This window comes from Duganella sp. Dugasp56 (genome assembly GCF_047304105.1).
Classification (GTDB): Bacteria; Pseudomonadota; Gammaproteobacteria; order Burkholderiales; family Burkholderiaceae_D; genus Rugamonas; species Rugamonas hordei.
On record NZ_JBGLYQ010000032.1, the window covers coordinates 19,289 to 31,477 of the forward strand.

Here is a 12,189-nt window from a genome sequence, read left to right on the forward strand (position 1 = left end):
CCTTAATTTTGCAAATAAGGAAGTATAAGTTAAATCACGGAGCTGGCAGGCGAACGATGGCGCCGGCATGTCAGACGATTTGGACAAACCCGGCACATATCTGCGATTCGCGCGGCAGCACCAGCTTGCTGCTGCGCACCTGCCGGTTCCAGTCGTGGTTGGCGCGCTCCTTGTCGGCGCAGTAGTAGTTGCGGCCGTGATCCAGATGCAGGCTCACCAGCGTATGCCGCGCCCGCACGCCGCGTACGCCGATATGGTTCAGCCGCAAGCCCATGTTCAGGTCGCCGCCGCCGTAGGCCATCTGCTCGTCGAAACCGCCGACGGCCAGCACATCCTTGCGCCAGGCGCAGCTGTTGGAGCCGCTGAAGGCGTCGCGCTGGGTCAGCACGTCCAGCATCCGCGCCAGCAGCCGGTTGCGCGTCAGCCGCGACGCGCCCTTGTGAAAACCGGGTATCGCGCTCAGATAACCATAGCTGAACAGGCTTTGGTCGCGCACCGCCCCCAGCAGGTTGTTGCGCATGTGGTAGGCCTCGGGAATGCTGATGTGGCTGCCGCCGGATAAAAAGATCCCGCGCCGCATCAGCCGCACGTAGTTCTCGACATAGTCGTCGCGCGGAATGCAGTCGCCGTCGGTGAACAGCAACAGGTCGCCGCAGGCCGCCAGGATGGCGCGGTTGAGCGCGCGGTACTTGCCAAAGCCGCGCTGCTCCTGCATCTGGTGCAGCAGCGGTAATTGCCAGCCCTCGGCCTGTACCGCGGCGATGGCGGCGCCGATCGCCGGGTCCACGCCGTCCTGGGCGATGATGATCTGGTCCGGCCTGTGCGTTTGCCTGGCATAGCCGGTGAGCACGCATTCCAGCTCGCGCCCCTTGCAGTGCGCGGAAATAATGACGGTGATTTTCATCGTAGCGCAATCGACATGAAGGAGGCTTCATTCTGTCGACGCGACGTTGCTGGCTAATTGCGCAATGTTGCACTTGGTATCGCTCTGTTTCCCCGGTAAATCCATGCAAAACCAAGTAAGGACAAGTAGCAAACAAGTAACAAAACGGCAGATTGTTGCTGCGACGCAGCGGTTGGCTGAAGCTTATTCCGCGATGCCGTATAATTTTAGACCGCCGACCATCGTTGGCGCCGCTCGCCCACGACCACAGAAAGTATTAGATGAATAACAACGTGTCCCGCCCCGTGATGTCCAAGACCGATGCCCAGCTGCGCGAGATCCTCGCCCGCCGCATCATGATTCTCGACGGCGCGATGGGCACCATCATCCAGCAGTACAAGCTGGATGAAACCGCGTACCGCGGCGGCCCGACGGGCCGGTTCATCGACTTCGCCGCCCCCGCTGGTTCCGGCGCGCGCGAGCTGTTCGTCAAGGGTAACAACGAGCTGCTGACGCTGACCCAGCCGCAAGTGATCCAGGAAATCCACGAGCGCTACCTGGCCGCCGGCGCCGACCTGATCGAAACCAACACCTTCGGCGCCACCACCATCGCGCAGGACGACTATCACATGGCCCACCTGGCCTATGAGATGAACGTGCAAGCGGCCAAGCTGGCGCGCGCCGCCTGCGACAAGTACAGCAGCGCCGACAAGCCGCGCTTCGTCGCCGGCGCCCTCGGCCCGACGCCGAAGACCGCCTCGATCTCGCCCGACGTCAACGACCCGGCCGCGCGCAACATCACCTTCGACCAGCTGGTCGACGCCTACCACCAGCAAACCAAGGGACTGGTCGAAGGCGGCGTCGACGTGCTGCTGGTCGAGACCATCTTCGACACGCTCAACTGCAAGGCCGCGCTGTTCGCGATCGACAAATTCTACGAAGAGAACCCGGGCCTGCCGCGCCTGCCGCTGATGATCTCCGGCACCGTCACCGACGCCTCGGGCCGCATCCTGTCCGGCCAGACCGTTCCAGCCTTCTGGAATTCCGTGCGCCACGCCAAGCCGCTGACCATCGGCCTCAATTGCGCGCTGGGCGCGGCGCTGATGCGTCCCTACGCCGAAGAGCTGTCGCAGATCGCCGACACCTATGTCTGCATCTACCCGAACGCCGGCCTGCCCAACCCGATGAGCGACACAGGCTTCGACGAACTGCCGGCCGACACCTCGGCGCTGCTGCGCGAATTCGCCGACGCCGGCTTCATCAACGTGGCCGGCGGCTGCTGCGGCACCACGCCGGACCACATCAAGGCCATAGCCTCGATGCTGGCCAAGACCGCGCCGCGCACCGTGCCGGTCGTGCCGGTGGCGCAGCGCCTGTCGGGCCTGGAACCGTTCACCATCGACGACAGCTCGCTGTTCGTCAACGTCGGCGAGCGCACCAACGTCACCGGCTCGAAAGCGTTCGCGCGCATGATCCTCAACGAGCAGTACGACGAGGCGCTGAGCGTGGCGCGCCAGCAGGTGGAAAACGGCGCCCAGGTCATCGACATCAACATGGACGAGGCGATGCTCGATTCGCTGGCGGCGATGACCCGCTTCCTCAACCTGATCGCCTCCGAACCGGACATCTCGCGCGTGCCGATCATGATCGACTCGTCCAAATGGTCGGTGATCGAAGCGGGCCTGAAGTGCGTGCAGGGCAAGTCCATCGTCAATTCGATCTCGATGAAGGAAGGCGAGGAGGAATTCATCCGCCAGGCCAAGCTGTGCCGCAGCTACGGCGCCGCCGTCATCGTCATGGCCTTCGATGAAAAAGGCCAGGCCGACACCTTCGAGCGCAAGATCGAAATCTGCGAGCGCGCCTACAAGCTGCTGGTCAACACCGTCGGCTTCCCGCCGGAGGACATCATCTTCGACCCGAACATCTTCGCCATCGCCACCGGCATCGAAGAGCACAACAACTACGCGGTGGACTTCATCAACGCCACCCGCTGGATCAAGGAAAACCTGCCGCACGCGAAAATCTCGGGCGGCGTCTCCAACGTGTCGTTCTCCTTCCGCGGCAACGACCCGGCGCGCGAGGCGATCCACACCGTGTTCCTGTACCACGCGATCAAGGCCGGCATGACCATGGGTATCGTCAACGCCGGCATGGTCGGCGTCTACGACGACTTGCCGGCCGAGCTGCGCGAGCGCGTCGAGGACGTGGTGCTGAACCGCCGCGACGACGCCACCGAACGCATGATCGACATCGCCGGCACCTTGAAGGCCGGCGCCGGCAAGCAGGATGCGCAGAACCTGGAATGGCGCAGCGGCCCGGTCGAGAAGCGCCTGGCGCACGCGCTGGTGCACGGCATCACCCAGTTCATCACCGACGACACCGAAGAGATGCGCCAGCAGGTGCTGGCCGCCAACGGCCGTCCCATCCACGTGATCGAAGGCCCGCTGATGGACGGCATGAACATCGTCGGCGACCTGTTCGGCCAGGGCAAGATGTTCCTGCCGCAGGTGGTCAAGTCGGCGCGCGTGATGAAGCAGGCCGTGGCCCACCTTATTCCGTACATCGAGGAAGAAAAGCTGGCCGAGGAAAAGCGCACCGGCATCGTCGCCAAGCCGAAGGGCAAGATCGTCATCGCCACCGTCAAGGGCGACGTGCACGACATCGGCAAGAACATCGTCTCGGTGGTCCTGCAATGTAATAACTTCGAAGTGGTGAACATGGGCGTGATGGTGCCCTGCTCCGAGATCCTGGCGCGCGCCAAGCTGGAAAACGCCGACATCATCGGCCTGTCCGGCCTGATCACGCCGTCGCTGGAAGAGATGGCCCACGTGGCCAAGGAAATGCAGCGCGACGAGCACTTCCGCATGCTGAAGATCCCGCTGCTGATCGGCGGCGCCACCACCAGCCGCGCCCACACCGCCGTCAAGATCGCCCACAACTACGAAGGCCCGGTGGTCTACGTGCCGGACGCGTCGCGCTCGGTGTCGGTGGCGCAGTCGCTGTTGACGCCGGAGAGCCGCGACCAGTACATCGAAGAGATTTCGCAGGACTACATCCGCATCCGCGAGCAGCACGCCAACAAGAAGGCGCTGCCGATGCTGTCGCTGAAGGACGCGCGCGCCAACAAGATGGTGGTGCCGTTCGACGGCGCCGGCGCGCCGGTCAAGCCGAAGTTCATCGGCCGCCGCGAGTTCAAGAACGTCGACCTGGCGACCATCGCCCGCTACATCGACTGGGGCCCGTTCTTCCAGACCTGGGACCTGGCCGGCCCGTTCCCCGCCATCCTGACCGATGAAGTGGTCGGCGAGGCGGCCACCAAGGTGTTCGAGGAAGGCCAGGCGCTGCTGAAGAAGCTGATCGACGGCCGCTGGCTGAGCGCCAACGGCGTCATCGCCCTGCTGCCGGCCAACACGGTCAACGACGACGACATCGAGATCTATACCGACGACACCCGCGCCACCGTGGACTTCACCTACTACGGCCTGCGCCAGCAGGGCGTCAAGCCGGTGGTGGACGGCGTGCAGCGCCCTAACCAGTGCCTGGCCGATTTCATCGCGCCCAAGGCCTCGGGCGTCAAGGACTACATCGGCATGTTCGCCGTCACCGCCGGCCTGGGCATCGAGAAGTACGAGAAGCGCTTCGAGGACGCGCACGACGACTACTCGTCCATCATGCTCAAGTCGCTGGCCGACCGCCTGGCCGAGGCGTTCGCCGAATACATGCACGAGCGCGTGCGCACCGACCTGTGGGGCTATGCCACCGGCGAGACGCTGAGCAACGACGACATGATCGCGGAGAAGTATGTCGGCATCCGTCCGGCGCCGGGCTACCCCGCCTGCCCCGAGCACACCGTCAAGCGCGACATGTTCAAGACCCTGCAGGCCGGCGAGATCGGCATGGAGCTGACGGAATCGTTTGCCATGTATCCGGGCGCCGCCGTGTCGGGCTTCTACTTCGCGCACCCGGAATCGAAGTACTTCGTGGTCGGCAAGATCGGCGAAGACCAGCTGGCCGACATGGCCGAACGCCGCAAGGTGGACAAGGCTGAACTGGAGCGCTGGCTGGCGCCGAATCTGTCTTAACTAAGTTATCTAGAGCGCGGCCATCACCACGGTGGCCGGCGTGTTCACCTGCGGCGCCGCCGGCGCCAGCAGCGTGGATCCGGGCGGCAGGCTTTGCTTCAACAGCTTCAAGGCCTCCGCCGTCAGCGCCACGAAGGCGTTCTGGTGCTCCATCAGCTGGCGCGTCATCCACTGCCAGCCCTCTTCCGTTTCGCACAGCCACACCATGCCGTCGGGGAAGCCGTCGGGGATCGCCGCCAACGGCGCCTTGACCACGATGCGGCTTTGCGGTCCCCACAAATAATCGGGCGGCGGCTCGCGGTGCCAGCCGTAGCCATTCTTTTCAGCGTAGGTGTGGTTGTGGCGGAAGGTCAGGTCGACCACCTCCCGCTCGCCGACCAGGTCGTCGGCCGATTCGATCCAGCAGTGATAGGCGCCGCCGGCAGGATTGGAAAAGGCATCGTTATCCATCATGCGCATCAGCCGGCCGGCGCCGCAATCGACCGCGGCCAGGCCCGCCACCGGCCGGTAGACCCGGTCCAGCACGATGCTGATCAGATTCGAACCGACGATGGCGTACACGTGGCACAGCGAACAATATTGTTCAGGATAGTGCTGGCGGATGACCTGATTGACGCACTGCGCGATCAGGGACCTGACGGATAACGCCATCGAAAAAGCTCACGAAACGGTTTGTATCCTTATGTAACGGATTGTTTTGCGGAAACTTTAACGGCGGAAGCGCCACAGCGCCAGCGAACCGAACACCGCCGCAAAACCCAGCTGCACGGCGATCGGCTTGAGCGCGCCTTCCAGGCCCAGGCCACGCCAGGTGACGGCGTCGAAGCCGTCGATGGCCCAGCGCGTCGGCACCACCAGCGTGACCTGCTGCACCCATTCCGGGAAGATGAACGACGGAACCCAGGCCCCGCCCAGCATCACCATGATCAGCGTGGCGAACACGGCGATGCCGCGCGCCGCTTCCGGCGTCTTGCCGAAGGCGGCGATCAGCAGGCCGAAGGCCGCCGTCATCAGCGAGAAGCTCAGGGCGATGCCGAGGAAGCCGCCGATGCTGCTGATCTCGACCTTGAAGATCAGCACGGCGCAGGCAAACATCGCGCACATCAGCCCCAACGCGATCATGGCGCCGGAGATGGCGCGTCCGGCCAGCACCGTCGTCATCGAGATCGGCGCCGCCAGCAGGCGGTTCCAGATGCCCATGCGGCGCGCCAGCAAAATGCCGATGCCCATGTCGATGCCCATGAACAGGATGAACTGCACGCCCATGCCGGCGAACGAGTGCGCATAGCCGTTGTACTTGGGACCGCTGCTGAGCGGCTGGTCCTGCGTGGTGTAGGGCATGCTCATGCCGACCGGAGCGGTTTCCGGCGCCGGCTTGCCGCCGGCCTTGGCGGCGGCTTCCTTCTCGGCCTCGGTGGCGGCGCGCTGGTCCTGGAATTTTTTCAGGCTGACGAGGAACTCGCTGATCTGGGCCTTGTCCGGATCGCTGGCGCCGCTGGCCTGCAGTTCGGCCAGCTGCCGTTCCGTGGTCTTGTTGCCCTTCGGGCTCATGACGGCGGCGCTGGTCACCTGCATCACCTGCTGCGTCAGCAAGCCCTTCACCATCGCCAGCATCGTCGATTGCGAAGGATCGTAGTAGACCGGGATTTCCGGCTTGTCGCGGCCGCTGAACAGGGCGTCGCCGGCGCGCTCGCCAAAGCCGTCGGGGATCACCACCGCCACCGCCAGCTTGCCCTCGCGCACCCGGGCCCTGGCCTCGGCGTCGCTCAGCTCGACGATCTTCAGCGAGCTGTCTCCTTTCAGGCCGGCGGCGATTTTCTTGCCGCTGTCGGACTGGTCCAGCTGCACCAGGCCGACCTCGATCTTGCTGGTCTTGGCCTCCGAGCCGCCGCCGAACAGCGAGCCGAAGAAGGCCGCCAGGATCACGGGCATCAGCAGGTGCAGCATCAGCGCGCGCTTGTCGTTGATATACAGGATCAGGTCTTTGCGGACCAGTGCGATCAAAGCAGTCATGGTGTTCCTATCAGTCGCGCAGGCTGCGGCCGGTCAGGTTGAGGAAGATGTTTTCCAGCGAAGTCTTGGCGGTGGCGAAGTGCAGCAGCGGCCCCTGTCCGGCGAGCCAGGCCAGCACCGCCGGCGCGCGCGCGGCGTCGGCCAGGCCGATGTCCAGCGCATGGCCTTCGCACTGCACGCCGGTCACGCCCGGCTGCGCCCTGACGCCGTCCAGCAGCGCGGCCGACGGTTCGGCGGCCAGCTCGGCGCGCAGCGCGGCCTGTGCCGGCAGGCGCTGGTACAGGGCGGCCGGGGTTTCGTCGGCCAGCACCTTGCCGTGGTCGATGATGACGATGTGGTCGGCCAGCCGCTCGACTTCCTCCATGTAGTGGCTGGTGTAGATCAGCGAGCGGCCCTGCGCCTTCAGCGCTTCCAGCGTGTCGAAGATGGCGTTGCGGCTTTGCGGGTCGACGCCGACGGTCGGCTCGTCGAGGATCAGCAGCTGCGGATCGTGCAGCAGCGCGGCGGCGATGTTGAGGCGGCGCTTCATGCCGCCGGAAAAGGTGGCCGGCTTGTCGTTGGCGCGGTCGGCCAGGTTGACCAGCGCCAGCGCCTGCTCGCAGCGCTGCTTCAGCAACGCGCCCTTCAGGCCGTACAGCGCGCCGAACAGCTTGAGGTTTTCCAGCGACGTCAGGTCGTCGTACAGCGCCAGGTCCTGCGGCACGAAACCGATCTTGCGCTTGGCGCCGCTGACGCCCAGCGTAATGGTCTCGCCATCCATCGTGATGCCGCCGCTGTCGGCCTGCAGCAGGCCGCAGATCATGCCCACCGTGGTGGACTTGCCGGCGCCGTTGGGGCCGATCAGGCCGACGGTCTGGCCCTGATGCACCTTGAACGAGACGCCGTCGACCGCCTTGCGCGCGCCATACGATTTGGATACCTGATCCACGCTGAGTAAAACAGAGGCCATAGAGCTGTCCCGTCGAGTGTTATCACAAGGGCACGAGCATAACGTTGCAATAATTAAATGGCAAGCCGCGATGAACTTTTCACCACACCCGCGGCCTAAGAATGAACGCCGCCATCCGGCGGCCTGTCTTTGGGAGGCGCATATGGCAACTAATCCATCCGTCAAACGCTGGCAAGACCAGCTGATCCTGTTGCTGGGGCTGTGGTTCTTCATCACGCCCTGGGTATTCGGCTATCCGATTCCGTCCACGCAAGCCTGGACCGCCTTCATTTCCGGCGCGGTGATGGCGATACTGGCGGCATTCGACCTGTACAAGACCTACTTCTGGGCCGTGGTGCTCAACCTGCTGGTGGGGATCTGGGTGGCGGTATCGCCGTGGGTGCTGAAAATCGCCGACAACCGCGAGCTGATGTGGAACTCGGTGGTGGTCGGCATCGCGGTGGTGGTGCTGGCGCTGTGGGAAATGCGCACCGATCCCGAACTGGTCAAGCACTGGCCAGGCGCCGGCCACGCGACTTGAACGGCGCGTGACCTGCAGTTCGTGGTGCGTTACAAGGCGTAGCGCACCACGTTGTCGCTCCATTCGAAGGCGGCCATTTCCAGCTCCACCAGTTCGTCGGTAGACATGGCGAGATCGCGCAGCGTTGGAATGATGTGGTCGTCCATCTCTTCGATGCGTTCGATGCACTCGGCCAGCTTGAGCAGGTCGCCAAAGAAACCACCGCGGTACAGCAGCGCTTCCGACACTTCCTCGTTGACCGGTATCTGGGCCAGGATCTCCGACATCGGTATGCCGAACAACGTATCCATCAGCGACATGATGCCGACCGTGAAAGCGATATCGGCCACGCCCCGATGGCTGGGCCGCAGCTTGCCGGCCAACAGCTCCAGCAGGCGGCCGCGGGTGGTGGCCAGCATCAGCAGCGGCGTCATGCTGTGGCCGCGCTTGCTCGGTTCGGCGTACAGCATGATCTGCAGCCAGCGCTGCAGCTGGCGGCGGCCCAGTATCGTCACCGCCTGGCTCAGCGAATCGATGCGCTGGCGGGCGCCGACGGCCGGCGTGTTCACCAGCCGCAGCAGGTTCAGCGCCAGCGACACGTCACGCTTGATGGCGCGCTCGATGTCCTGGTTGTCCGCTTCCGAGGTGACCAGGGTCATCAGCTCCATCACCGCCAGCTGCGACGGCGACAGCTTCTTGCCGCTCATGATGACCGGCTTGGCGAAGTAATAGCCCTGGAAGTAATCGAAGCCCAGGTCCAGGCAATTCTTGAATTCCTCGCGCGTCTCGACCTTCTCGGCCACCAGCTTTTTCTTGTCCTGGCGGAAGCGCGGCGCCAGCTTCATCAGCGTCGACAGCGGGATGTTGCGCATGTCCATCTTGACGTAGTCGACCAGCGGCAGCAGCTCGGCGACCTTGCCGGTGTCGCCGGTCACGTCGTCCAGCGCGAAGCTGAAACCATGGCCCACCAGCTCCTGCATGCGGGTCAGGATTTGCGGCGTCGCCTGCATCGTATTGACGATCTCCAGCACCACTTTCTCGCGCGGCAGGAAGGAAAAGATGTCGGTCATCAGCACGCTGGCATCGACATTGACGAAACCCAGCGCGTCGCCGATGGTTTTTTCCATCCCCAGCTGCGAGGCATGGGCGATCACCGCCGCGGTCGCGGTCAGTTCGTTGGTGACGTTGGCCGGGCCGACCGGAGCGTTGCGGAAAAGCAACTCATAACCAAACAGCGCCTGGTTGCGATCCAGGATGGGTTGGCGGCCCAGATAGAATTCGCGCACGCGCAGGCTGCGGGAACCGGCATCTTGTTGGGAGAGATCGATCATTGCTAGTCAGTCCAAGGCATGGGGCTGATATTTCGCCATACTAATATTTTGACAGTATTGCGGCTGGCTGTCTGGATAATTTATATCAATCTGCCGCTTGAGGAATACCGTCGATAAACACTTTCAGTTCACCGGCGGTAAAAGCCGTCCATTGTTCGTTGGTCGTCAGCGGCTGGGTGACGATGATGGCGACCCGGTCGTTGGGCGTCGTCACTTGCGAGAAATCGACGCTGACATCCTCGTCGGACAGCTTGGCGGTATCGAAGGGATACTGGCGCACCAGGTAAAACAGGTGGGTCGAGCAATGGGCGAACAGCTCGCCGCCGGACGACAGCAGCATGTTGAAGGTGCCGTAGGCGGCGATTTCACCGGCCAGCTCGGCCAGCGCGGCGCGCAAGGTGGCCAGCGGCGGGCGCCGCTCGCCGAAGCGGGCGCGCAACTGCTGCAAAATATAGCAGAACGCCTGTTCGCTGTCGGTGGTGCCGACCGGGCGGTAGGCGCCGTTCAGCAGCGGCGCGAACGCTTTCAGGTCGCCGTTGTGGGCGAACACCCAGTACCGCCCCCACAGCTCGCGCACGAAGGGATGGCAATTCTCCAGCGCCACCTGGCCTTGCGTGGCCTTGCGGATGTGGGCGATGACGTTCTTGGACTTGATCGGATAGCGCTTGATCAGCTCGGCGATCGGCGAGGCGATGGCGGCCTGGTGGTCGACGAAATGGCGTACGCCGGCGCCCTCGAAAAAGGCGATGCCCCAGCCGTCGTGGTGGGTGTCGGTCTGGCCGCCGCGCATGGCGAAGCCGGTAAAGCTGAACACAATGTCGGTGGGGACATTGCAATTCATTCCTAGAAGTTGGCACATGGCGTGATTATAACGCCATGTGCCGCCTGCGATCTCAGTGCAGGGCCACCGGATGGCTCATCAACTCATCGTAACTGCCCAGAAATTCATCAATCTCCGCCATCGTCGGCTCGCCGGCGATCAGCTCGTTGACGTCGCGGCGGAAGTTCTGCGCCAGGATGCCGTTGATGAAAATCTCCCGTTTGCCGCCCTTGTCGACGATTTCATAGCCGCCGAAACGCAAGGCATCCAGATTCCGGTCAGCGCCGAATTCGACCACGCTGTACTGTTCGCTGTTGTAGATGAGGTTCATTTTGCTTCCTTTCTCCAGGGGGCGAGACACTCTTCGGTTCCGCCTTCAGCACAGAAATGGGGCCGAAAGCAGACGATTCAAGTCCTACAAGGCCCGATCGGCAGGCTGGGTCTAGGCCGCGATATCGGATTGCAAATCCAGCAACTCGCCGTAGGGCGCCTCGGACAGCCAGGAACGCAGCAGTTCCAGGTGCTCGGCCGTTGCCAGACTGATATACAGCCGCGCGGGAGGTTGGCGCAGCACGCGATTCAATGTTACTCGCAAAACGAGATTGCCGCTGCAATGAAGACAGCCGGGGGCAATACGCAACACTTGCGGAACAGGATCGAGCCGGACGGGACCGTCGGCAGGGTCGAAGGCCAGTGCCGAACCGCCGTCCGACAAGCCCTCCAGGATGATGACGCTGGCCACTCCCGTCGTCAGGAGGGCGGCAATGGCGTTTTCGCGCTCGCCGGCGCGAGAGCCCGTAACCAGCCAGGTCGGCACCGGCGCCCGCTTGGGGGCAGCGCCGGGGACCATGGGTCCGGTCACGGACTCAGGCGCCCTTTTTTGCCAGCTTGCCCGGCTCCACGCCCAATTGCTTGAGCTTGCGGTACAAGTGGGTGCGTTCCAGGCCGGTCTTCTCGGCCACGCGCGTCATGCTGCCGCCTTCGCGGCCCAGGTGGTGCTCGAAGTACATGCGCTCGAAGGCGTCGCGCGCCTCGCGCAGCGGCAGGTCGAACGACAAGTTGAACATGTGGTTGTCGCTGCCGGCGACGGTGGCGCCGCCGCGCACGGTGATCGACGCGGCCGGAGCCTGCGTGAAGCTGACATTGGCCACCTCCTCCGGCTGGGCCACCGCCGGACGCGGCGCCAGCGCCGGCGCGCGCACCGTTTCCTGGGCCCGCGTCAAGCCTTGCTGGACCGCCTTCAGCAGTTTTTGCAGCGCGATCGGCTTTTCCAGGAAATTGAGCGCGCCGATGCGGGTCGCCTCGACCGCCGTATCGATCGTCGCGTGGCCGGACATCATGATCACCGGCATGGTCAGCAAACCGTCGCGCTGCCATTCCTTGAGCAAGGTGACGCCGTCCGTATCCGGCATCCAGATATCGAGCAGCACCAGGTCCGGCGCGCCGCCGGCACGCGCCTCGCGCGCCTGCTGGGCGTTTTCCGCCAGTTGTATTGCGTGTCCCTCGTCGCTCAAGATTTCCGAGAGCAACTCGCGGATACCCATTTCATCGTCCACTACCAGAATGTTTGCCATCTTCCCTTGCCTTCCTCATTTCGCCGTCATATGTGCGG

At 63.8% G+C, this 12,189-nt stretch carries 11 protein-coding genes; 2 read left to right on the plus strand and 9 right to left on the minus strand.

The features are described from left to right. Positions 1-70: 70 nt before the first annotated feature. Positions 71-904, minus strand: a complete 834-nt coding sequence (locus ACCD07_RS21605; protein ID WP_413448517.1) for a glycosyltransferase — start codon at positions 902-904, stop codon at positions 71-73. 287 nt (positions 905-1,191) lie between these two features. Here ACCD07_RS21605 and metH point away from each other — a divergent pair, with 287 nt between their 5' ends. Continuing rightward, complete coding sequence (gene metH / locus ACCD07_RS21610; protein WP_413448546.1) at positions 1,192-4,965, plus strand: methionine synthase; 3,774 nt, start codon at positions 1,192-1,194, stop codon at positions 4,963-4,965. A 9-nt stretch (positions 4,966-4,974) separates the two neighbouring features. Here the strand turns inward: metH and ACCD07_RS21615 are convergent, their stop codons facing one another. From ACCD07_RS21615 to ACCD07_RS21625, 3 genes are read right to left on the minus strand one after another with little or no spacing between them, the layout of a single operon-like run. Beyond that, entirely contained in the window at positions 4,975-5,616 is a 642-nt protein-coding gene (locus ACCD07_RS21615; RefSeq protein ID WP_353399379.1) for a hypothetical protein, read from the minus strand. A 57-nt stretch (positions 5,617-5,673) separates the two neighbouring features. Beyond that, complete coding sequence (locus ACCD07_RS21620) at positions 5,674-6,978, minus strand: ABC transporter permease (RefSeq protein ID WP_413448518.1); 1,305 nt, start codon at positions 6,976-6,978, stop codon at positions 5,674-5,676. 10 nt (positions 6,979-6,988) lie between these two features. Next, a complete protein-coding gene (locus tag ACCD07_RS21625) occupies positions 6,989-7,927 on the minus strand; it encodes an ATP-binding cassette domain-containing protein (protein WP_413448519.1) in 939 nt (312 codons plus the stop codon). A 142-nt stretch (positions 7,928-8,069) separates the two neighbouring features. Between ACCD07_RS21625 and ACCD07_RS21630 the strand changes: the two genes are divergently transcribed. Beyond that, complete coding sequence (locus ACCD07_RS21630) at positions 8,070-8,447, plus strand: SPW repeat protein (protein ID WP_353399370.1); 378 nt, start codon at positions 8,070-8,072, stop codon at positions 8,445-8,447. A 29-nt stretch (positions 8,448-8,476) separates the two neighbouring features. Here the strand turns inward: ACCD07_RS21630 and ACCD07_RS21635 are convergent, their stop codons facing one another. From ACCD07_RS21635 to ACCD07_RS21655, 5 genes are all read right to left on the minus strand, one after another. Then, positions 8,477-9,757: an EAL and HDOD domain-containing protein gene (locus tag ACCD07_RS21635; RefSeq protein WP_176654836.1), complete on the minus strand. Its 1,281-nt coding sequence runs from the start codon at positions 9,755-9,757 to the stop codon at positions 8,477-8,479. Positions 9,758-9,842: 85 nt separating this feature from the next. After that, complete coding sequence (locus ACCD07_RS21640; RefSeq protein WP_353399367.1) at positions 9,843-10,616, minus strand: class II glutamine amidotransferase; 774 nt, start codon at positions 10,614-10,616, stop codon at positions 9,843-9,845. Between the two features lie 34 nt (positions 10,617-10,650). Continuing rightward, positions 10,651-10,908, minus strand: coding sequence for a DUF3567 domain-containing protein (locus ACCD07_RS21645; RefSeq protein ID WP_176654838.1), 258 nt, complete (start codon positions 10,906-10,908; stop codon positions 10,651-10,653). Between the two features lie 111 nt (positions 10,909-11,019). Next, entirely contained in the window at positions 11,020-11,439 is a 420-nt protein-coding gene (locus ACCD07_RS21650; protein WP_353399363.1) for a GTPase, read from the minus strand. A 4-nt stretch (positions 11,440-11,443) separates the two neighbouring features. Beyond that, positions 11,444-12,151, minus strand: coding sequence for a response regulator (locus ACCD07_RS21655; protein WP_176654839.1), 708 nt, complete (start codon positions 12,149-12,151; stop codon positions 11,444-11,446). Positions 12,152-12,189 lie beyond the last annotated feature (38 nt).